20 protein-coding genes and 1 riboswitch are annotated in these 21488 nt (G+C 42.5%); of the genes, 13 read left to right on the top strand and 7 right to left on the bottom strand.

The genetic code is table 11. The features are described 5' to 3' along the window. Window positions 1-26: 26 nt before the first annotated feature. On the top strand, window positions 27-1127 hold the full coding sequence (locus tag NIE32_RS07830; protein ID WP_253054562.1) for a D-alanine--D-alanine ligase: 1101 nt from the start codon (window positions 27-29) through the stop codon (window positions 1125-1127). 159 nt (window positions 1128-1286) lie between these two features. Here NIE32_RS07830 and NIE32_RS14240 read toward each other — a convergent pair whose 3' ends face one another. Continuing rightward, entirely contained in the window at window positions 1287-2243 is a 957-nt protein-coding gene (locus NIE32_RS14240; protein ID WP_290443517.1) for a 3D domain-containing protein, read from the bottom strand. Window positions 2244-2713: 470 nt separating this feature from the next. Between NIE32_RS14240 and NIE32_RS07815 the strand changes: the two genes are divergently transcribed. Both NIE32_RS07815 and NIE32_RS07810 read left to right on the top strand, forming a co-directional pair. Further along, window positions 2714-3226, top strand: a complete 513-nt coding sequence (locus NIE32_RS07815) for an acyl-CoA thioesterase (RefSeq protein WP_253054560.1) — start codon at window positions 2714-2716, stop codon at window positions 3224-3226. Window positions 3227-3331: 105 nt separating this feature from the next. Beyond that, entirely contained in the window at window positions 3332-3427 is a 96-nt protein-coding gene (locus NIE32_RS07810) for a YjcZ family sporulation protein (protein WP_253054558.1), read from the top strand. 96 nt (window positions 3428-3523) lie between these two features. Here the strand turns inward: NIE32_RS07810 and NIE32_RS07805 are convergent, their stop codons facing one another. From NIE32_RS07805 to NIE32_RS07795, 3 genes are all read right to left on the bottom strand, one after another. Beyond that, on the bottom strand, window positions 3524-4129 hold the full coding sequence (locus tag NIE32_RS07805; protein ID WP_253054556.1) for an ECF transporter S component: 606 nt from the start codon (window positions 4127-4129) through the stop codon (window positions 3524-3526). Between the two features lie 215 nt (window positions 4130-4344). After that, a riboswitch (FMN riboswitch) is annotated at window positions 4345-4476 on the bottom strand. 75 nt (window positions 4477-4551) lie between these two features. Beyond that, entirely contained in the window at window positions 4552-5466 is a 915-nt protein-coding gene (locus tag NIE32_RS07800; protein WP_253054554.1) for a 1,4-dihydroxy-2-naphthoate polyprenyltransferase, read from the bottom strand. Between the two features lie 458 nt (window positions 5467-5924). Continuing rightward, entirely contained in the window at window positions 5925-6200 is a 276-nt protein-coding gene (locus NIE32_RS07795; protein ID WP_253054552.1) for a YdbC family protein, read from the bottom strand. 389 nt (window positions 6201-6589) lie between these two features. Here NIE32_RS07795 and NIE32_RS07790 point away from each other — a divergent pair, with 389 nt between their 5' ends. Continuing rightward, window positions 6590-7084, top strand: a complete 495-nt coding sequence (locus NIE32_RS07790; RefSeq protein ID WP_253054550.1) for an NUDIX hydrolase — start codon at window positions 6590-6592, stop codon at window positions 7082-7084. Between the two features lie 406 nt (window positions 7085-7490). Here the strand turns inward: NIE32_RS07790 and mscL are convergent, their stop codons facing one another. Next, window positions 7491-7964, bottom strand: coding sequence for a large conductance mechanosensitive channel protein MscL (mscL, locus tag NIE32_RS07785; RefSeq protein WP_253054548.1), 474 nt, complete (start codon window positions 7962-7964; stop codon window positions 7491-7493). Window positions 7965-8090: 126 nt separating this feature from the next. Here mscL and NIE32_RS07780 point away from each other — a divergent pair, with 126 nt between their 5' ends. Next, on the top strand, window positions 8091-8654 hold the full coding sequence (locus NIE32_RS07780) for a superoxide dismutase family protein (protein ID WP_381452313.1): 564 nt from the start codon (window positions 8091-8093) through the stop codon (window positions 8652-8654). A gap of 71 nt (window positions 8655-8725) precedes the next feature. Here the strand turns inward: NIE32_RS07780 and fabL are convergent, their stop codons facing one another. After that, complete coding sequence (gene fabL / locus NIE32_RS07775) at window positions 8726-9481, bottom strand: enoyl-[acyl-carrier-protein] reductase FabL (RefSeq protein WP_253054544.1); 756 nt, start codon at window positions 9479-9481, stop codon at window positions 8726-8728. Window positions 9482-9663: 182 nt separating this feature from the next. On the opposite strand from fabL, the gene NIE32_RS07770 reads away from it, so the two are divergent. Beyond that, on the top strand, window positions 9664-9981 hold the full coding sequence (locus tag NIE32_RS07770; protein ID WP_253054542.1) for a hypothetical protein: 318 nt from the start codon (window positions 9664-9666) through the stop codon (window positions 9979-9981). Here NIE32_RS07770 and NIE32_RS07765 read toward each other — a convergent pair. Then, on the bottom strand, window positions 9978-10424 hold the full coding sequence (locus NIE32_RS07765; RefSeq protein ID WP_253054539.1) for an OsmC family protein: 447 nt from the start codon (window positions 10422-10424) through the stop codon (window positions 9978-9980). The genes NIE32_RS07770 and NIE32_RS07765 overlap by 4 nt on opposite strands. 116 nt (window positions 10425-10540) lie before the next feature. Here NIE32_RS07765 and NIE32_RS07760 point away from each other — a divergent pair, with 116 nt between their 5' ends. The 7 genes from NIE32_RS07760 to NIE32_RS07730 all read left to right on the top strand — a co-directional run. Beyond that, window positions 10541-11182: a phosphatase PAP2 family protein gene (locus NIE32_RS07760; RefSeq protein ID WP_253054537.1), complete on the top strand. Its 642-nt coding sequence runs from the start codon at window positions 10541-10543 to the stop codon at window positions 11180-11182. A 44-nt stretch (window positions 11183-11226) separates the two neighbouring features. Continuing rightward, on the top strand, window positions 11227-11670 hold the full coding sequence (locus NIE32_RS07755; RefSeq protein ID WP_253054535.1) for a peptidylprolyl isomerase: 444 nt from the start codon (window positions 11227-11229) through the stop codon (window positions 11668-11670). 15 nt (window positions 11671-11685) lie between these two features. Then, entirely contained in the window at window positions 11686-11976 is a 291-nt protein-coding gene (locus NIE32_RS07750) for a thiamine-binding protein (protein WP_253054533.1), read from the top strand. A gap of 179 nt (window positions 11977-12155) precedes the next feature. Further along, window positions 12156-15653: a helicase-exonuclease AddAB subunit AddB gene (addB, locus tag NIE32_RS07745; RefSeq protein ID WP_253054531.1), complete on the top strand. Its 3498-nt coding sequence runs from the start codon at window positions 12156-12158 to the stop codon at window positions 15651-15653. Then, window positions 15643-19383 (top strand): helicase-exonuclease AddAB subunit AddA, encoded by a 3741-nt coding sequence (addA, locus tag NIE32_RS07740; protein ID WP_253054530.1) that lies wholly within the window; start codon window positions 15643-15645, stop codon window positions 19381-19383. Before addB ends, addA begins: the two co-directional genes overlap by 11 nt. Beyond that, on the top strand, window positions 19380-20585 hold the full coding sequence (locus NIE32_RS07735) for an exonuclease SbcCD subunit D (protein WP_253054528.1): 1206 nt from the start codon (window positions 19380-19382) through the stop codon (window positions 20583-20585). The genes addA and NIE32_RS07735 overlap by 4 nt, the downstream gene beginning before the upstream one ends. Continuing rightward, a partial coding sequence (locus NIE32_RS07730) for an AAA family ATPase (protein WP_253054526.1) occupies window positions 20572-21488 on the top strand: 917 nt, incomplete at its 3' end. The genes NIE32_RS07735 and NIE32_RS07730, both read left to right, overlap by 14 nt.

Here is a 21488-nt window from a genome sequence, read left to right as displayed (position 1 = left end):
CACAGAATAGAATTGAGGCATTTATAATGGCGAATGAAAAGAAAACGGTCGCTGTATTATACGGCGGAAAATCCACAGAATATGAAATTTCATTACTCACTGCATATTCAGTGATCAATGCAATGGATTTGGAGAAATATCGAGTACTTCCTGTGTACATTCAGCAGGATGGCCGTTGGATTGCAGGAGAAGAGATTAAAGGAAAACTGACGTATAAAGATCAGTTGTTGCTTAAGGAAGACAGCAGTGCGGAAGAGATCGCAGAGCATTGGCTCGCACCATCAGCATCTTCAAGTACGGAGACGAGACCGGACATCATTTTTCCATTACTTCACGGACCAAATGGTGAGGATGGTACTGTACAAGGTTTGTTTGAACTTCTGAATATTGCGTATGTTGGATCAGGTGTTGCTGGTTCAAGCGTAGGTATGGATAAAGTTTTGATGAAGGATGTCTTTGCAGCACATAACATCCCAGAGCCTCATTATGTATCGATGTCGCGCTTTGAATGGGAAAATGAAGCACCTGCAATGATTCTCAAAGTGAAGAATGCTATTGGATATCCTTGCTTTGTTAAACCGGCAAATGGCGGTTCAAGTGTTGGAATCAGTAAATGTGTGAGCGAAACTGAATTATCGGCTGCTGTGACAGAAGCATTACTCTATGATACGAAAGTGATCATTGAAGAAGGTGTAAATGGCCGAGAAGTCGAAATCGGAGTAGTCGGAAACCATGAACTATCTGTTTCTGTGCCCGGTGAAATTATCACTAAGAATGCCGCATTCTATGATTACCAATCAAAATATCAGGAAGGTGAGAGTACTTTGGTTATTCCGGCAGACCTTCCTGACAAAGTAAAGGCAGAATTGGAACAAGTCGCAAAACGTGCCTTCACTGCACTGAATCTCTCCGGACTTGCGCGCGTTGACGTGTTCGTTCGAGAAGGGGATCAACGTATCCTCGTTAATGAAGTGAATACGATGCCGGGATTTACCCAATTTAGCATGTTCCCTTTGCTCTGGCAGCATACGGGTTTGCCTTATCAAAAACTGATCGAGAAATTGATCAATCTTGGTTTGCAAAAACATGCTGAAAAGCAACAGATCCATTATCGAATCGACGGCTAATTAAGGAAAAATATAGAAGTACTTGTCTGCATAGGTGGATTGTGAGCATCACATCCGGACTAGATGACTAATGCTCAATTCTTTCTTCTTTGACTAAAAAAAGCACCGATGACGTTGGTCATCGGTGCTTTCTTATATAATTATTCGTTCATTGCTCTATTAATGAAGAATTTTAATCGTGATTGTTTTGCGCCCAAAGTTTAGTGCTTGATTTTTCGATGGAAGATGAACATCAATTCGATTTCCTTTGATAGCACCACCGGTATCAGCAGCAAGGTACACGCCATAACCTGGAATCATTACCCGCGAACCCAGTGGAATAACTGCCGGATCAACGGCAATCACTTTAGCGTTTGGGTTACTGCTGAAGTCAATACCCGTTGCTGTTCGCCCGCTGAGTGAATAACTCGTAGCTTCAACTGTAATAGACTGTCCAGATTGACCAGCCGGCGCTGATTGCTTTTTTTCTTCTTTTGGTTGATATGAAGTATTCTGTACTTTAGGCTTCGATGCATTTTCTTTAGCACGTTCTGCAGCTTTCTTCTCGGCTGCTTTTGCCGCTTTTTGTGCAGCCTCTTTAGCTCTTTTTTTCGCCTCAGCAGCTTGACGTGCTTTTTCTTCTGCTTCTTTCTTTTCCTGAACCTTAATTTCAACCGCTTTTTCTTGGTAATCCTTTGCTTCTTTTGTGTTGCGATAGACTGTGTAGAGAGCAGTCTTCGTATCTGCGCCAATAATGCCGTTGTCGAAATCCTGTTTGTCCGATTGGAATGCATCAATTGCTTCAAATGTTTGTTCATCGATGATGCCGTTGTGCTGCCCATCGAGGTAACCTAATTTTTGAAGCTTATCTTGCAGTTTCGCAACCACCGGTCCTGAATCGCCTTTTTGAAGCAAACTATTTCCGAATATAATAGTGACATTCTGGTTATCAGCTTGATCGGATGGAGCATTTGCTGCAAATCCAATGGCATGAGTTGTGCGTACAGGATTTTCACTATTCATGATGTGATTATCATTTGTACTGTTCGTTTTGGCGAATACGATCGTCGTTGGTGCCAGGACACCAAGACATACGGTCAAGCTCGTCATTGCCGTCAGCCTTTTAATGATATTCATTAAGTAAAAAAACCTCCTTAGGTGATCCAGCCATGAACATCATCATGGCTAACATCCAAGGATTATTCTAAGGGTTGAATATCTCATACATGTTTTAGCAATATTACAGTTGTGTAACATGAGATCAATATTTTAGAATTTGTCAATACAATTTTCGCTAGTTTTCTTATTTTTTTTTATGGTTCTTAATGGAAAAACCATTAAAAAATAAAGATGCCTATGCAAAAAACGAAGAAACTTGTCTCAATACGTTTTTAACCACAGATTTTGCGACAGTATCTCTTTTCATTTATACTAACTAGTGAATGAAAAAGTGAAAAAATGAAGTGAATCAAAGGTAAATTGAATCACTATTATCCGAGATGTGTGGGAAGTGTGATTCATACATTTTTGATTGGTTTTCACGAACGGGTCATTCATAGACAATTTTTACAATGAAAATAGAACCCAAAAGGGAATGAGGAGTAATCATGGAATCAAAGAGGGCTAAGGAATCGCTTTCGATAACATCTGTTCATGTACTGCCGAATGATACAAATAATCACGGAACGTTTTTTGGTGGAAAGTTAATGATGTATGTTGACAATATTGCTGCCATAGCGGCAACTAGGCATTCACGAAGCTTGGTTGTTACTGCTTCGATTGATTCTGTTGATTTCCTACAACCCATTTACGCTGGATCATCCGTATGTCTTGAGGCTTTTGTTACATGGAGCCATCATACTTCTATGGAGGTTTTTGTTAAAATCATTAATGAACATCTGATAACAGGAAAACGAGACTTGTGTACCACTTGTTTCCTAACTTTTGTTGCGATTGATGAAAAGGGTAAACCGATCCCCGTTCCAAAGGTGATACCGGAAAGTGAAGAAGAACATTTGCTTTTCGGAAGTGCAGAAAAACGCTATTTGAACCGAAAGTTAAGAAGGCAAGAAACAAAGAACTTTACAAGTCATTTGACCTTAGCAAAGCCGTGGGAATAATCGTGCCCAGTGTCCACACAAATCACATGAATGTGCATAACATGTAGTGTTGGGTCCAGGGTTCCATGACTCAAAAAAACGACATGTGAGAGGAAGAGTGACGACATGGGTGCACCTCACGACGGATTGAACAATAACTTTGCGTTAATCGTTGTTCTGTTCATTTTATTGATTATTGTGGGCACTGCCTTCTGCTATTAATAAGTGAGACACATGCTTCGCATGATTGAACACAAAAACACCTGCAGGCTTAACCTGCAGGTGTTTTTATAGTTATTTATTTGTCAGTGGTGCGAATCAAGCAACCAAGCGTCTTTGGATAAACTGTTTGAGTCGAGTACTTACCGGAATCATGATCAATGTTAGCGCCACACCTTTAAGCAGGTTAAAAGGCATGATTCCATAGACGATTAGTGTCAATAAACTATGGATACTATGATTTGCAGATTGCGCGATGCCAACAGCCGTATTTACGCTCAGGCCCAGAAATAATGCATATCCTGGGAAGATCAAGTAGTAGTTCACCACTGACATAATTAGTGTCATGATCACTGTAGCGGTCACCATACCCGTTACTAGTGAACGAATAGACGATTTTCTTCTATAGAATCCCCAAGTGACGAGAATAAAAATTGAACCTGCTGTAAAGTTAGCCAATTCACCGATAGGCACAACGGTAAGCGAACCAGAAAGCAAGACATGCAGAATGTTTTTAATCGCTTCAATAGCAATGCCGGCACCTGGTCCAAGAATGAGTGCGCCGATAATTGCCGGTAAATCACTGAAATCCATGGTTAGAAAGACCGGAAACATCGGAATTGGAAATGCAATTAACATAATCAAGAAACCAAGAGTAGAAAGCAACGAGATCAAAACCAATTTCTTTAATGATAAAGTCTTCAAACAATTACCCCCATAAGATATATAGTATTGGGGATCATGTACAGCGTTTTAAAGTGACTTGAGTCATAAAATTGTGATACAGACATCACTTCATGCACATAATGGACATTATTTTCATCGGACATCAAAAAGCCCAAAGGAGCGTTCCTTTGGGCTAAAATCAGCGCAATAATAGCGCAATGAAAACTATGCGCAGAAAAAATAGACGCTAATACATCATCCTTCTTCCATCCAGACTTTACTGTCGGTTCCGGTTTCTCACCGGATCTGCCTTTCGGCTTGCGGACTCTGGTAACAATCTAACCAATACCGCCGGTCGGGAATTTCACCCTGCCCTGAAGGAACTTCATATTCAATTGACAAAGTCATTATATAACAATTTAAAGAACACAACAACATTTTAACTTCATTATCGAACATAATTAAATGAAATAATCAAGTACCAACCCTAGCGATAAAAGGATACCAAATAATGTTTGCAGCTGTGCTGTTGCTTTCATAGCCGGCATGAGTTGAATGGCTTTTGTTTTATTTCGAAATAATTTAGTTGCTTGAATGGCTTTAGGTAAACTGGCAAAGACGATCAGAAGCCATGCGGATTCAACACCAAACAGCATCAGAGCAATTATCCAAACATAGGAGAAGGCGAAAATTCCGGCAAGTAGAATAATAGACTTTGGACGTCCAAGCAAGATCGGTAAAGTACGGCGACCTTTTTCCTTATCACCGGTTAAATCACGAATATTATTGGCCATATTAATGCCGCCAACCAATAAACCAATTGGAATAGAGATGAGTATACAGTTCAAACTCAGTGTCTCGGTTTGGATATAGAATGAGATCCAAATAATGAATACACCCATGAATAAACCCGAAACCAATTCGCCAAAAGGTGTGTAGGCAATCGGGTACGGACCGCCGGAATAAAGATAGCCGGTGAGAATACAAATCAGTCCGGCAAGAGCAATCCACCAGCTGCTGATTGCACAGATGTATACACCGATGAGCATCGCTGCAAAACAGAGCGCAAAGGCTAGACGAAGGATCGTTTTCGGATGAAAGCCATCCCGAACAATACTTCCGCCAATTCCTATGGAATCTTGATTATCAAGTCCTCTTTTAAAGTCAAAGTACTCATTGAATAAATTGGTGGCAATTTGGATGAGCATCGACGCGATCATCATTGCGGCGAATAACGTGACATTAGGTGTTTTTAGTGGTAAAACAAGTGCAGTACCCAGTGCCACCGGCACAAAAGATGCAGAAAGTGTGTGTGGGCGCATCATCTTCCACCACTTCATCAGACCAGTATTTTTTTCTGGTTTTATTTCCCCCATTTTATCTCTCTCCCATTTCAAAATATGCTGAAGAACTTGTTCAAAATCATAGTTTCTTAGATTTTGTTTTGTTAAAATCTGCTGTTTTTTTTCCATTGTTTCTTACCAGGTGTTGCTTGACGCGCGCACCGAGCCTCTTCATACAAGTTAAGATCTACGGAGTCTCGCTGGAACCAATCAACAGGAACGGTTCTGCAGGCGCACACATTGCCATTTGGTCAGAAAAACAAACACCATTAAATTTAATCAGAGCCTAGATTTTACAAGAACAATTGTCATGAATTCGACATGATTTTCATTCTCAGTGTATGGAATTCATGTTCCTGTGTCAATAAAATCTAATTGGTAAATGTAATTAAAGAACTTGAAGGTATTATTATGGGATTTTAATCTGGGATTCAATAAGGGGGAATGAGTGTATGGAAGATGCAGTAATGAACGTTGCTTTTTTGCGGGGGTTATTGAACGGTTTGTTGATTTTCGTTGATCGCAGAAGAAGATTGAGGGAATCGCGTATTCAATAAACTCCTCAGAGTATGACATTCTGTGCCCGTGAGAGTAATTCCGCGTCCCATCTTCTTCTTATCAGGAGCCCAGCTTCGAATATCATACTTTGCTTCGCGAGCATTCCAACTGACAAGATTAAGTTCTTTAGTCCAGCCACTATTCTCGGTTGCGAGTACACCAAAATGCTCGACAATGTTAAAACTTACGTCTGAATGAGAATCTGCCATACATAGATCACCTCAAGTATTTTATTTGAACAAATGTTCTGATAATAGTTTATAAGCAAACAAACGTTCTGTCAATACTTGGATTGATAAATGACTGAGTACAAAAGACTATTGCTCCCAAATCGTTGTCTGTGTAAAAAGTTTCTCGAGTGGATGATATTCTGAACGACAGAATAGATTGAGAATGTGTAGTTCGAGACGCCTGCGAGACTGTACCTGATGATTGCGATCCCACAGATACTCGCTTGTATGCGCAGGCTCACAGATCGCCCATGGCAAGTGAACGTCAAAAACCCCCAACCGCGAAAAGGTTAACACATACCCAATAGTCACAAATTTGCTATACTTTCTAAGTACAAACTTAACAGATGTTCGACGAGGTGGGGAATATGCTTAAGTATACGTTAGCTTTATTAAGATACGGTCATAAAATCCTGATGATTAATCGTCAAAAATCGCCTTGGCAAGGTGCATGGAACGGTGTCGGTGGTAAACTTGAAATAGATGAATCACCAAAAGAATGTGTGATTCGCGAGATTTGGGAGGAAACTGGAATTCGATTGGAACGTCCGCTATTTCGAGGGATTGTTACATGGAATTCGGATCGAGAACCCATTCAAGGAATGTATCTTTATGTCGCAAACTTACAATCTGAGGATCTGATCAATTTACCTAGGGAAACACGTGAAGGAATTCTAGCGCTTAAAGAAATTTCTTGGATTCTTGCTGAAGAAAATTATGGAACGGTGCCTACTTTGCGCATTTTTATGAAGGATGCGATTGAAAATTTGACTGCTGATCCTGCTGACTATCACTGCGTATTCGACGGCGAACGTTTGATCCATACGGAAATGCGTCGGATACCTGAGTACATCCTGCGTTAAGGGAGAAGAAACAAAATCAAAAGCATCAGACAGGCAACAATGCCCAGATAATAGAGGATCATAAAATCTGCTCCCATCATTACGGTTAGCATAGGTGCTAAAAAAGAATACACGCCTGCAAATAAGAACATAATACCTAATGCAATCAAAAAACGTTGGGGACGCTTTATATAGTGCGCGATTTTCAATAACAACAACTTTTTACTTAACAAGATCAGAATAAATCCGCATACAAACAAAAAACTACCTAAAATAGTCCACAGATGCATAGATGTACATCAACCTTTCTTTGATCAAGCACATTCTTCATTATACATAAGTGAAATCAAAAGTGGTGAATCGCCAAAATATTTAGTACATGGGTGACGAAAAAAGCTCGCGACACAATTTGTCGTGAGCTTTTTGATTAGTGTGCATGCACAGGTTTTTGTTGTTCTGCATCAGGAAGATCTGAGGTACAGTGTGCGCATTTGGTGGCGTTAATCGGTATTGAAGACAAACAATAGGGACAAGTCTTTGTTGAAGGCGCATCCGCTTTTCTTGGTGTTATCCTATTCAATGCTTTAACGGCAAAGAAAATGACAATGGAAATGATCAGAAAATTGATGATGTAATTAATAAAGAGGCCGTAATTGATGGTTGGTGCACCTGCTTTTTGTGCGGCGCTTAAACTGCTGTAGTCATGCCCTGATAAATTTAAGTAAAGATTGCTGAAATCAACTTGTCCAAGAATTAAGCCGATCGGCGGCATGATAATATCCTTGACCAGAGAATTGACGATTTGTCCGAACGCTGCGCCAATGATGACCGCTATGGCAAGATCAATCACATTTCCGCGGGCAAGAAACTTTTTAAATTCGTTGACTGTTTTCACGAGCATCCTCCTACTCATCATGATTATGACTAATAAAAATATTAGCATTTTCGACTAATTTTTTAAAGGCAGAATGATTAGCCAAACGATTTGAGTAAAAAAAAACATTCGGTACATCCTATGGTTAGGAGGATGATTCGGTTGAAAAATGGAAAACTGATCTACCTTATCTGCGGAATACTTGTGCTGGCTATGGTGACCTATGTACACCATCCTGAGATGAGTGTACGCGCCAAGGATAGTAAGAGCGAGCGACTGATTGTTTCATTGATTAATGCTAAAAACGAAGAGATGGGTACTGCGGTGTTAACAGAAACACCAAGAGGTGTGCGGATTGAATTGGAGGCGGAAGGTCTGAAGCCAGGGATTCATGCCATTCACTTTCATGAATACGGGGTCTGCACACCGCCTGACTTTATGTCGGCTGGCGCGCACTTCAATCCGGAGCACAAGCATCACGGATTAAAAAATCCGCAGGGTCCGCATGCAGGTGATATGCCCAATATTTTTGCGGATAGTCACGGGCATGTGAAGACGATAATCTTTGATCCGCTGGTTACCCTTCAAGAAGGAAAAGCGAATTCGCTTCGGGACGCGGACGGCTCTGCACTGATCATCCATGAAAAAGGGGATGATCAGATGACGGATCCATCCGGCCAATCCGGAGAACGTATCCTCTGCGGTGTCATAAAATAAACATACAAAAAGCCGGAGCACATGGTTCAGATCATGTCCTCCGGCGATTTTTAATTTAAAGGAATTTTGACTTACTCAGCAAGCAGTGAAAGCCCGCCGTCTACTGTAATCGTTTGTCCACGAATCATGAATGCTGCGGGTGTGCAGAGGAAATAGACAGCTTCTGCAAGATCTTCCGGTTTAACGATCCGTCCTGCTGGGTTATGCTTTGCCGCTTGTTCAAGTAATTCTTCACGATTCGGAAAATGTTTGAGCGCATCGGTATCAACAGCGCCTCCGGACACGGTATTTACGGTAATATTCATCGGTGCAAGCGCAACAGCTAGGTAGCGTGTTATGGACTCAACTGCTGCCTTTGACACGCCGACAACAACATAATTTGGTAGTGCGCGAACAGCACCAAGACTGGACAATGCGACGATATGGCCGCCGCCTGTCTTATTCATTAATTTTGCCGCACGTTGTGAAGCAAATAAGTATGCTTTTGCATTAATGTCCTGGGTCCAATCCCAATGTTTTTCTTGAATATCCATGAGTGGACGTTGAACGCCTGATGCAGCATTGCTGATAAATGCATCAAGTCTTCCAAAGGCTGTTTCCACGGTTTCAAACAATTGATCAATCTGGTCGAGTGCCCCAACGTTTGCTTTTACAATTTTGACTTGTACGTCATATTTATTTTCAATATCTTGCTTTGTTTGTTCCGCGTTCGTACTTTTTCGTGCATAATTCAAGACGAGATTGTATCCATTTTGTGCGAACTTTTCAGCAATGGCTTTGCCGATGCCGCGTGTCCCGCCGGTAATTAGAGCTACTTTAGTTTCCATAATAATCTCCTTTTAATAAGTGCAGATTCCGATAGTAAAGACAAACTGAACTCAGTATAGCAAAATGTTCAAAAAAATGACAAGAAAAGCAAACGAAAGGCTTGGCGTTGATTCGATGATCTTTTGGGTAAAATAGGGTAAGATAATTTAATAAAGCTTTTCAATTGAAGGGAGTGTGTCCCATGATCATTGTCTATTTAAGTTTCGTTCTTGTTGTGATTTCTTTGGTTGCATTTGCAGCTTCCGTTAGGAATACGTTAAAACTTATGAATGGGTCATTAGCAAAAATTTCGAAAACCAGTGCAACAATGACGCGTCAATCAAAAAAAATCATGCATGAAAAGGATGAATTGACGCGTAATCTCACCATGATCCAGCAGGACATGACCAAGAAAAAAGATACGATTCAAGAAACCATCCGTGAAGTCAATGATTCGGCTTTGCATGCTCAAGTTGCATGGTACAAGGGAAAAGCAATTTTCAAAAGACAAACGGATTAATCGTTCGTAACAAACTTTGGATTTACAGTTACCTGTACATTTCCTTTGACAGCTTTAGCAATGACACAGTCTCTCTCTGCAAGCGTAATGCAGGTTAAGAGTTTTCTTTCTAATGGTTCTGTTAGCGGATCAGCTAAATAGATGATCGGAAAATGGGTGACTTTTTCAAAATGAAGGCCACCTTTTTTCGTCACGACCGCCTTTGTTCGAATTTCGATATGGTCATAACCGATTGCTTCTTTTTTCAGACGAATGCCCAGTGTGATCAAATAGCAAGAGGCAAGCGCACTGATTAATAATTCATCCGGATTTGTGCCGACACCTTTGCCTGACATAGAGGTATCCACGGAAATTGTTGTGCTCAGTCCGTTGGTTTCAACTTTTCCTTCCCCATCCCAAGAGCCTTCCCAGTCACCGTTTAATTCAAAATGATAATCCGTCATAATGTCACCCACTTAGGTATATATAGGAAAAAAGGACTTGCGTTCCTTTAAAATTATCGTAGCATAATTTATGTGAAGCGCAATCCAATAGGGGTTATCTAAGGGGGGAGTGAAAAATGCAGCACGATCATCGATTAGCCTATAAGCCTTGGTTGTGGGTAGTGTTGTTCTGTGTTTTGTTTTTTCTACTGCTGGTGATCGCCATTCGTCAACCTGGAGTTCAGGCACTGGATCTCAGGCTCGTTCAAATTCTTGATCCACTGAGAGCGCCGGGTGCTGTTGCATTCTTTTCCAAGGTTACCGATCTCGGATCAAGCCGTGTGCTGATCAACATCATGATTCTTTTTATCGTCTATTTTCTCTTTCGAAAACATTTCTTATCAGCAATTTTACTTCCGATTGCCTTTTTAGCGGAACGTCCAATGAATGAATTATTGAAAAGTTGGGTGATGCGGGAGCGGCCACCCTTCCACCATTTGGTTCATGCAAGGGGATACAGCTTTCCGAGTGGACATGCCATGAATGCAGCAACAGTTTTTGGTTTGCTAATTTTGTTGGTTGTTCCGTTGATAAAATCAAAGGGGTTGCGCATTGCTTGGGCGGTTTTGGGAATGGCTATGATCTTGTTGATTGGATTCAGCCGACCCTTCTTACGGGTGCATTACTTTACGGATATTCTAGCCGGATATTGTGCAGGGGGATTTTTGGTCGGGATATCAGCAGTTGTCCTCATTTTTGTATATAATAGAAAACGTTGAGATAAAATGACGCCTGATGAAGGCGAAAGACGGAGGATTTATCGATGAAAAAAGGTTCAATTACAATGGAAAATGGTGAAGTCATCGCCATTGATTTCTTTCCTGAGGCTGCACCAAATACAGTGGCAAACTTTGAAAAATTGGCGAATTCAGGATTTTATGATGGAGTGACTTTTCACCGCGTAATTCCCGGTTTTGTCAGCCAGGGTGGCGATCCGACAGGAACTGGAATGGGCGATGCAGGGTACACGATTAAGTGTGAAACGGATGGTAATCCGCATAAACATGTTGCTGGCGCATTGTCGATGGCACATGCCGGACGAGATACGGGCTCTTGTCAGTTTTTCATTGTGCATGAACCACAACCTCATCTGGATGGCGTTCATACAGTTTTCGGACAAGTGACGAGCGGAATGGACACCGTGCTTTCCATGACAAACGGCGACGTGATGAAGACGGTGAAAGTTTGGGACGAAGAGACGAACTAATTCAGGAGGTTCATTATGCCAATTTGTAATGTTGGTTTACAAATTCTGCCTTTTTCGAAAGATAAGGATACTTATGGATTGGTGGACGAGGCGATTAAAGTCATTCAACAATCCGGAGTGAACTACGAAGTGACCGCACTCGAAACGATTCTGGAAGGTGAACTTGACGAACTTCTAGAAGTCGTGAAGAAAACAGTGTATGCGACGTGTGAAGCAGGAGCAGATGAAGTCGCAGCAGAAGTGAAAATCCACTTCCGTCCGCAAGGGACTTCGATTGAAGAAAAAGTAGGAAAATACCGGAAATAATCAAACAAAATCAATGGGTAACTGTTGACCACAGGGCGATGTACCTGTGGTTTTTTCTTTGAAAATCTAAGAATGCGTAAAGGAACGAATGTTCCCTGTATGCTATAATTACTATATTAAATTAATGAGAATCATTTACGAATTTTTCTATATATGCTCAAGAACAAGGGGAGAACGAGATGTCTGTGCGTTTTATTTTAGGCCGGCCGGGAACAGGAAAAACTGCAGATTGCTTAGACGAAATGCGCGCAAAATTGCACGAACGCCCGAATGGCACACCACTGATTTACCTGGTACCTGAACACATGACGTTCAGTATGGAATACCTTTTGGCATCTACGTCAGGACTAGGCGGGATGACCAGGTTGAACGTGTATAGTATGCCTCGTCTTGCTCTTCGCGTACTTCAGCAATCGGGTGGTGCGACAAGACGTCATTTGAATGCGACGGGTGTCTCCATGCTCTTGCGTAAGATTGTCGAACAAAGTAAAAATGAACTGCACTTGTTCCGCAAAGCATCTGAGCAAAGCGGATTTTATGAGTTGCTGAGTGATACCTTGATTGAGTTTAAGCGTTTCTGTTTGGAACCTGAACAAATTGCTACCAAAGCTGAACAGATTGAAGGCGACAGTGCCGATCAGCTTCTCTTAAAGGACAAACTCCATGATTTGTCCTTAATCTATCACTCCTTTAGTCATGCTTTGCAAGGAAAATATATTGATAGCGAAGATTATCTGAAATTAATGGTTGAGCGAATGGATGAAACGACTTTTCTGAAACAAGCAGAAGTCTGGATCGACGGCTTCCAGACGATGACGCCACAGGAAATTATGGTTGTTGAAAAACTGATGACGACGTGTAAACGTGTGACAATCGCATTAGGTACGGATCGCATTTATGACAGAGCGCCGGATGAATTTTCCTCATTTCGACATCCGGCTCTTCTTTACTTGCAATTAAAGGAACGGGCGGAATTGCATCAGCAGACTCTCGAACCGATTATTCTAAAGCGTAAGGTGCTTCGGGCAGAAACAGGTGCACTCAAGAATCTCAACTTGCACTTTGGACACTATCCGTCTCAAGAGAGTACCGACATTGATGGGATAATCATGACTGAAGCCGCAAATCGTCGAGAAGAAGTCGAACAAGTCGCGCGAAACATCATCAGCTGTGCGCGTAGTCATGGAGATCGCTATCGGGATATGACTGTTCTTGTTCGGAATCTCTCAGATTATCGCGATCTCATTGAAACAATTTTTGCTGATTACAAGATACCGGTATTTATCGACCAGAAAAGTCCAATGAAGCATCACCCATTGATTGAGTTTATCCGTTCTGCACTAGAAGCGATTCAGAAGAATTGGCGTTATGAACCTATTTTCCGATGTGTAAAAACAGACTTTTTAATTCCATATGATTACGATGTCAGTGAAGCACGCGAAGGTATGGATCAATTGGAAAACTATGTGATTTCACATGGCTATTATGGGAAAAAATGGGTGGATAAAGAACCGTGGCGTTATCGGATTTATCGTGGACTTGAAGAAGAAACCCGACAGTTATCAGAAGAAGAGCAAGAAATGGAACAGACCATTAATCAATACCGATCACTCGTGGCACGTCCACTTGAGGATTTAGACAATAAACTTCATGCGGCTACAACCGTTGCTGACCGATGTGAGGTTCTCTATCAGTTTCTGATTGACTTAACGGTTCCGGAAAAGTTAGAACGAATGACAATTACGGCGAAACAACGACAAAAACTATCCGAATCAAAGGCGCATGGACAGGCATGGAAAGCAGTTATTGATATGCTTGACCAATGTGTGGAGACAGCAGGAGACGAAAAGATGTCTCTTGATCTATTTATCAAAATTGTTGATACCGGGTTAGACGCATTAGAATTTGCGATGGTACCACCTGCAATTGATCAAATTCTGGTAGGAAGTCTTGATCGAATGCGGTCATCTGAGATGAAAGATGTCTTTCTTCTCGGAGTGAATGAAGGAATTTTACCTGCCAAGCCGGCAGAGCAGGGCCTTTTCTCCGGCGTCGATCGTGAACTCCTGCAAGATGAAGGAATGGCTGTAGGGGACGGGGAATCAGAGCAAATGGCCGGAGAAAACGAGCTCATCTATCGTGCATTAACACTGCCGAAGAACAGGCTCTTCATCTCCTATCCTCTCGCCTCTGAGGATGGCGAAACGCTTCGTCAATCACCACTTATCGCGCGCTTGCAAAGATTCTTCCCTGCTTTACCGTTAAAATTAGCCCCTGCAGAGCCAAGAACGCTAAGCATTTCGGATCAGATTTCTTTTATTAATACCCCACGGAAGACCGTGAGTATACTTGCTGCTCAAATTCGAGAATGGAAGAATGGTTATCCGATTGCAGAACTATGGTGGGATGCCTATAACTGGTTTACGGTTCACCGTGAATGGGGAAGCGCTGCGAAAATGGCACTCTCCGGTTTATTTGCGAAGAATGATGAGCACTTAACTCATGAAATCGCTCGTGATCTCTACGGACAGACCATTCAAACAAGTGTTTCACGTATGGAAAAGTTCAATGCCTGTCCATTTGCACAATTTGCTTCCTATGGCCTTAAATTGAAAGAACGAGAGGTTTTCCAATTAGCAGCCCCGGATATTGGTCAGCTGTTCCACTTGGCAATTAAGCAAATGACCGTTCAGATCATGCAAAGCCATCGAAGCTGGAAAGATCTTTCTCCAGAAGAATGTGATCAATTAGCTTCTAACACGGTGCGTGAACTTGCACCAAATTTGCAACGTCAAATATTGACGAGCTCAAACCGATATCGTTATTTGCAACATAAGTTGGCACAGGTTGTTGCCCGAGTAGCGCGCGTGCTACGTCGTCATGCAATGGCGAGTGGTTTTTCACCAGTGAGTCTTGAGCTTCCATTTGGACCGGGTCGTCCGTTGCCTCCATTGAGTTTTCCATTAAAAAATGGGGCTCGTATGGAGGTTGTTGGCAGAATTGATCGAGTGGATCAGGCACATGATGACCAAGGCAGGTTGCTGCTTCGGATCGTTGATTATAAATCCAGTGCAAAAAATCTCGATTTATCAGAAGTTTATTATGGGCTTGCACTCCAAATGCTGACTTATTTAGATGTCATTATTACTTATTCGAAGCAATGGCTCGGTACACAAGCAGATCCTGCCGGTGTCCTTTATTTTCATATGCATAATCCGGTACTTAATTTGGATGAAAAGCTTCCTGAAGATCAGTTAGAACGCGAGCTCTATAAGCATTTTAAAATGAAAGGTTTATTGCTTGAAGACAAAGAAGCCCTTATGTTAACCGATGAATCGGCGATGGGTAAGCTTTCAGATATTGCACCGTTTGGCTTTAAAAAGAACGGAGAATTTTATAAAAGCTCTTCGATTGCAGGAGAAAAAGAATTTAAGACATTAAGAAGTTATACGCGTCACGTCATGACTGATGTCGGATGCAAAATTATCGATGGTGATGTTTCCATTGCACCTTTTAAAATGAATGGACAAGTGCCATGCACGCATTGTGCGTTCCGACCGGTTTGCCGCTTTGATCAGTCACAACCTGGAAATCAATTCCGCATATTGAAGAAAATGCCGGATAACGCCGTTTTTCAGAAATTAACGGATCTGGAGCTGAAATCAGATGATCAATAAACCAAAAGGAACACAATGGACCGATGCACAATGGCGTGCGATCACAGAACATGGGCATGATTTGCTCGTTGCCGCTGCTGCAGGATCGGGAAAAACAGCTGTCCTTGTTGAACGTATTATTCGAAAAATGACGAATCAGGATCAACCTGTAAATATTGACGACCTGCTCATTGTCACATTCACAAAAGCGGCTGCTTCGGAAATGAGAGAACGTATTGGTAAAGCTCTGGATCAGCGTTTGATCGAAGAACCTGAAAATCTTTTTCTACGTCGACAACAAAGTCTGCTTGGAAAAGCATCAATTATGACTTTACACGCTTTCTGTATGTCGGTAGTAAAACACTATTATTACTTTCTTGATTTGGACCCTGGATTTAGATTGCTCGATGAAACAGAAGCGATGCTGATGCGCGAAGAAGTACTGAGCGATCTGTTAGAAAAGTATTATGCTAAGGATGACCCTGAATTTTATCGTTTAGTCGATCGCTATTCAAGTGATCGCAGCGATGACGCGCTTAACCAAATGCTCTTGCGTATTTATGAATTTTCGATGAGTCATCCATGGCCGGAACACTGGCTTGATCAAATAGCTGATGCTTATCGTATCAATGGTCACGATACGATTGATCACTTTAGCTGGGTTAACGACTTAAAGAAGGCTCTTTTTCAGTACATTACTGAGGCGATCCATGTATTAGAGGATGCGGTCCAACAATGCAATGAACCCGGAGGTCCAGCTGCTTATGCAGAAGCATTATCCGAAGATCTTCGTCGATTGCGTAATCTGCAATCACTCTCCAAATCAAGTTGGGAAACAATACGTACGTCAATTCTGTCCTTGTCCTTTGGGAAGCTGAAGGCTATTCGTGCCAAAGATGTCGATGAAGTGAAAAAGGAACAGGTCAAGAAGATACGCGAGAAAATAAAAACAAAAATTAACGAGTTTCAACAGCAATGGTTTTCACGCGCTTCAGAGGAATGTCTTGATGATTTATTAGAAATGGCCCCCTCTGTTGATCTCATTATTGAACTCATTAAAGCCTTTACCAAAGACTATAAAAAAGAAAAAAGAAGTAAAGCCGTTCTCGACTTTTCCGACTTAGAGCATGAATGTCTTGCTGTTTTGCGTGGCAAGGATTCTACTCCGGACCATGAACAGCCATCAGTCGTTGCTGAACAATTTCGTGCACATTTTAACGAAGTGATGATTGATGAATATCAGGATACGAATCGTGTACAGGAATCGATTATTCAACTGATTACCAGAGACAGTAACCATCAAGGTAATTTGTTCATGGTTGGTGACGTGAAGCAGAGCATCTATGGGTTCCGATTGGCCGAACCAGGTCTCTTCATTGAAAAATACAAGAAATTCTCACAACCTGAAACAGATGGACAAGTGATTGATCTATCAAGTAACTTCCGTAGCAGGCAGGAAATCATTGATGGTGCGAACTTTTTATTCCGACAAACGATGGATGAAGCAGTCGGTGGAGTTATCTATGACGATGCGGCAGAACTTCGATGCGCAGCGAGTTATCCGTCGGAGGATCGACCGGTTGAACTGGAAATTATTGACCAGGCTACAAACGATGGGGACGCTGAGGATCAGAATGACATGGATGGGTCAGAGTTGGAAGCTATGGCTATTAGTGACCGCATTAAAGCGATGATCGGTGATGGATCCTCACCTGCCTTTCACGTGTTTGATCGTTCAATCGGGCAAATGAGGTCGATACGCTATCGAGATATTGCAATCTTACTCCGATCGGCAAGTACTTCAGCTGCTGTTATGAAAGACATTCTTGACCGCCAGGGTATTCCCGCATATGCGGAATTATCTAAGGGTTACTTTGACACGGTCGAAGTAACGGTCATGCTCTCTATCTTGCAAGTGATTGATAATCCGGATCAAGACATTCCGCTTGCAGCTGTCCTTCGTTCACCAATCATTGGATTAAATGGAGACGAGCTTGCAGCGATTCGGATGGCTGATCGTGGTTCCGGTTTCTATCAAGCTGTAAAACGCAGCACAAAGGAAAACAAATATGGTTTTGCAAAAAAACTTACGGAATTTCTGGATAAAGTACAAGAATGGCGTGATTTCTCAAAGAACCATTCGGTGTCCGAATTAATTTGGCAAATCTATCGAGATACCGGTTATTACGATTATGCGGGTGGATTAATCGGGGGAACCCAACGCCAGGCTAATCTAAAAGCTTTCTATGACCGGGCGCGTCAATATGAAAAAACAACATTTCGTGGACTGTTCCGTTTTCTTCGTTTTATCGAGCGAATGAGAGAGAACGGTGGAGACCTTGGCGAAGCGCGAGCGTTGAGCGATCAGGAAGATGTCATTCGTATTATGACCATTCATAAAAGTAAAGGACTGGAATTTCCGGTGGTCTTTGTCGCCGGGATGAACAAACGATTTAATATGCGCGATACAGCAGAGATGGCATTGCTGCACAAAGATTTAGGCTTTGGTACGAAATGGATCAATTCTGATCTGCGTACAAGTATTCCGACTCTACCTTATTTGGCAATCAAGGAACGGATGAGAGCTGATGCAGTCGCAGAGGAATTACGTATTTTATATGTTGCTGTCACGCGCGCAAAGGAAAAGTTGATCCTACTTGGTACGCAGAAAGATGTCCAAAAGCAAGCCTTAAAATACAGATCGGCATTGCGTCGTCATGAATGGCTGCTTCCAGTAGATGCACGCGCAACTGCATCAAATTTCTTTGATTGGGTGCTCCCTGCAGTTGCACGCCATTATTCAGCAGATGCGCTGCATCAATTGATAGATGATCAGCCGGATAAGACAGCGGTATCTACCGATCCATCCTCATGGATCGTTCAAGTTATTTCTGCATCAGGATTATCCAATGAACAAAAGAATCAACAGCAAATCAGTCAGGAACAATTGAAAAGGATTGAACAGGGAAAGGCAGTGGTTTCTCATTCCGGATTACAGGATGAAGTCGCAGCACGGCTTGAGTGGACGTATCCTGAACTTGTCGCAACGACCTCAATGGCGAAACAAACGGTTACGGAAATCAAGGCTCAGCAAGATTACTTTAGTAGCGGAACGGATGACCAGCTGTTGCTTGACCAAAACCGATTCTCGTCTATAAGCAGAGATCGCCCCCAGTTTCTGCAGAAATCGAAATTATCTGCTGCTGAACGTGGCACTGCATTGCACCTGTTGATGCAGCATCTTGATCTCTCTCATGTTGGGACAATAGATCAGATTAAGGAACAAGGTCAATCACTTGTAACTAAAGAAGTGATCACTGATGTGCAGGAACAAAGCTTTGACTATGAGGCAGTAGATCGATTCTTTCAGTCACCAATAGGGAAGAAAATGGTGGCTGCCGGTAAGATTATCCGTGAATGTCCATTTAGCCTTGTCTTGCCAACAACTGAAGTCTATAAGACTTGGAAAGGGACAAGTGATCAGGAACCTGTTCTGGTTCAAGGTGTCATTGACTGTATTATTGAAGATGAGCAAGGACTCATTTTACTCGATTATAAAACCGATCATCTCTCGCAGTTCGCCACACATGATGCAGCCGTTCACGAACTAAGACGTCGTTATCATGTCCAACTGCAGCTGTATCGTCGTGCGATTGAACAGATCTGGAAGAAAAAGGTTTCCAAGGTTGGCCTGTACGCTTTCGACGGCGGTTACTTTGTTGATTTGACCCATGGGGAGGAACGTCTATGAGACTACTGCATACCGCTGATTGGCACCTTGGACGGACACTTGAAGGACGGTCACGAGAGGAGGAACAGGAACACGTCATGGAAGAGATTTGCTTGATCGCAGAAGATCAAAAAGTGGATGCAGTGCTCATGGCAGGTGACGTATTCGACACGGTAAACCCTCCTGCGACGAGTGAAGCTCTATTTTATGAAACAGCGCAAAAGCTCTCCAAGGGCGGTAGCCGTCCTGTATTCATTATTGCTGGAAATCATGACAGCCCTGAGCGACTGGAAGCTTCGCGCCCGCTTGCCGGAAGACAAGGGATTACTATTGTCGGGAAACCGATACTACATCCACGAACGTTCCCAATAGTAAAGACGAATGAGGATTTGATCCTTTCCAGCGTCCCCTATCCCTCGGAGTCACGACTTAATGAAGTCTTAAGTTCCATCAATGATGAAGAAATCATCAAGCAAGCGTACAATGAGCGTCTTACTGAACTTTTCAAACAACATGCACAGTTTTTCCGAAAGGATGCAGTGAACATTGTCATGACGCATCTTTTTGCGGCAGGCGGCAAAGAATCGGATTCCGAGCGTCCGATTCAAGTTGGCGGTGCATACACAGTACATCCTTCTGCTTTTCCAAAATCTGCCCAGTACGTGGCGCTTGGTCACTTGCACCGACCACAAACATTGTCTGGCTCACAGGTGCCGATCCGATATGCTGGCTCACCGCTTGCTTATAGTTTTTCGGAATCCGGCCAGCCGAAGTCGGTGACAATTATCGATGTTGCACCTGGTGAATGTGCCAAGTCGGAAACAGTTGAATTGACATCAGGGCGTCCATTAACACGTTGGCATGCTGAAAATGGTCTGACTGAGGTTCGTCAATGGATTGAGGAGGGACGAGATGCTGAAGCGTGGATTGATTTGGAAATCCGGCTTGATGAAGCAATGAGTATGCATGAAATTCAGAGCTTGCGAAAAGCATATCCAAGAATCGTGAACATTCGTCCGCTCTACAAAGAAAGTAGTCTGCTCGTTCATGAGCAGAATCGATCCCGTCTGCCTATCGATGAATTATTTATCAGATTTTATAAAAATCAAATGGATGGAGCAGAACCAGGAGACGCGCTCATTCAATTATTTATGCAGCTGATTGAGGCAGAGGATGCTCAGCGCGAAGTCGCAGCAGGGAGTGAGCCTAATGAAACCGATTGAACTGACGATTCAAGGACTGAATAGTTTCCGCGAGGAACAGCATATTGATTTTGAAACTTTATGTGCGGATGGCCTGTTCGGTATTTTCGGCCCAACAGGGAGTGGTAAATCCACAATTTTGGATGGGATTACACTTGCACTGTATGGGACAGTCGAACGAGCGGCAAACAATACATCCGGGATACTGAACCAGCTGGAAAAGCAGATGGCCGTTGGGTTTACATTTGAATTAACCGGGGAACAAACCTCACGTTACCGCGCGGAACGAAGTTATAAGCGAACAAAGGATGGAGGCTTGCGTCTTGCAAGTTGTCGGTTAATAAAACAAGGTAAAGTTAATGAAGTACTGGCTGATAAAGAGCGTGATCTTACAAAAGGTGTCCAAGAAATTCTAGGATTAACCCATGACGATTTTACCCGAGCAGTTGTACTTCCTCAAGGAAAATTTGCGGAATTTCTGACGTTGAAAGGCAATGAGCGACGGAAAATGCTTCAGCGTCTCTTCCACCTCGAGAAATATGGTGATGAATTAACTGCTCGATTAAAGCAGGCATCCGAGGCGCGTAAACAACAACTGACGATTATCTCAGAGAAGCAAGCGCTCCTTGGTGATGCGTCTGAGGATGCAGTCAACCAAGCAAAAGCAAGTTGTGAGCAGATTGAGCGTGATCTTCATAGATTACGAACAAAATTAGCAGAAAGCGAGGCAGAAAAAAAGAGCTTCGAACAGATTTGGAGTCTGCAAGAGGAAAAACAGGCGAAGTCTGAACGTATGCTTGAATTAGAGAAAGAAAAAGGTACTTATGATGAAATCAGAGAAAAGTTAGTCAAGGATGAAGCTGCTGAGAAATTGATGCCATATCTTGAGGCGTTAATTGAAGCAGAAAAAGAAGATGCTCAAGC

The organism is Sporolactobacillus kofuensis (genome assembly GCF_024125425.1).
Classification (GTDB): Bacteria; Bacillota; Bacilli; order Bacillales; family Sporolactobacillaceae; genus Sporolactobacillus; species Sporolactobacillus kofuensis.
The sequence above is the reverse complement of the archived record's forward strand: the minus strand, read 5'-3'. Positions and strand labels throughout refer to the sequence as shown.

What these genes read in the sequence shown, in the direction of transcription:
- NIE32_RS07830 (WP_253054562.1), top strand. Translation starts at nt 27, where the DNA reads ATGGCGAATGAAAAGAAAACGGTCGCTGTATTATACGGCGGAAAATCC.
- NIE32_RS14240 (WP_290443517.1), bottom strand. Translation starts at nt 2,243, where the DNA reads ATGAATATCATTAAAAGGCTGACGGCAATGACGAGCTTGACCGTATGT.
- NIE32_RS07815 (WP_253054560.1), top strand. Translation starts at nt 2,714, where the DNA reads ATGGAATCAAAGAGGGCTAAGGAATCGCTTTCGATAACATCTGTTCAT.
- NIE32_RS07810 (WP_253054558.1), top strand. Translation starts at nt 3,332, where the DNA reads ATGGGTGCACCTCACGACGGATTGAACAATAACTTTGCGTTAATCGTT.
- NIE32_RS07800 (WP_253054554.1), bottom strand. Translation starts at nt 5,466, where the DNA reads ATGGGGGAAATAAAACCAGAAAAAAATACTGGTCTGATGAAGTGGTGG.
- NIE32_RS07795 (WP_253054552.1), bottom strand. Translation starts at nt 6,200, where the DNA reads ATGGCAGATTCTCATTCAGACGTAAGTTTTAACATTGTCGAGCATTTT.
- NIE32_RS07790 (WP_253054550.1), top strand. Translation starts at nt 6,590, where the DNA reads ATGCTTAAGTATACGTTAGCTTTATTAAGATACGGTCATAAAATCCTG.
- mscL (WP_253054548.1), bottom strand. Translation starts at nt 7,964, where the DNA reads ATGCTCGTGAAAACAGTCAACGAATTTAAAAAGTTTCTTGCCCGCGGA.
- NIE32_RS07780 (WP_381452313.1), top strand. Translation starts at nt 8,091, where the DNA reads ATGATTCGGTTGAAAAATGGAAAACTGATCTACCTTATCTGCGGAATA.
- fabL (WP_253054544.1), bottom strand. Translation starts at nt 9,481, where the DNA reads ATGGAAACTAAAGTAGCTCTAATTACCGGCGGGACACGCGGCATCGGC.
- NIE32_RS07770 (WP_253054542.1), top strand. Translation starts at nt 9,664, where the DNA reads ATGATCATTGTCTATTTAAGTTTCGTTCTTGTTGTGATTTCTTTGGTT.
- NIE32_RS07765 (WP_253054539.1), bottom strand. Translation starts at nt 10,424, where the DNA reads ATGACGGATTATCATTTTGAATTAAACGGTGACTGGGAAGGCTCTTGG.
- NIE32_RS07760 (WP_253054537.1), top strand. Translation starts at nt 10,541, where the DNA reads ATGCAGCACGATCATCGATTAGCCTATAAGCCTTGGTTGTGGGTAGTG.
- NIE32_RS07755 (WP_253054535.1), top strand. Translation starts at nt 11,227, where the DNA reads ATGAAAAAAGGTTCAATTACAATGGAAAATGGTGAAGTCATCGCCATT.
- NIE32_RS07750 (WP_253054533.1), top strand. Translation starts at nt 11,686, where the DNA reads ATGCCAATTTGTAATGTTGGTTTACAAATTCTGCCTTTTTCGAAAGAT.
- addB (WP_253054531.1), top strand. Translation starts at nt 12,156, where the DNA reads ATGTCTGTGCGTTTTATTTTAGGCCGGCCGGGAACAGGAAAAACTGCA.
- addA (WP_253054530.1), top strand. Translation starts at nt 15,643, where the DNA reads ATGATCAATAAACCAAAAGGAACACAATGGACCGATGCACAATGGCGT.
- NIE32_RS07735 (WP_253054528.1), top strand. Translation starts at nt 19,380, where the DNA reads ATGAGACTACTGCATACCGCTGATTGGCACCTTGGACGGACACTTGAA.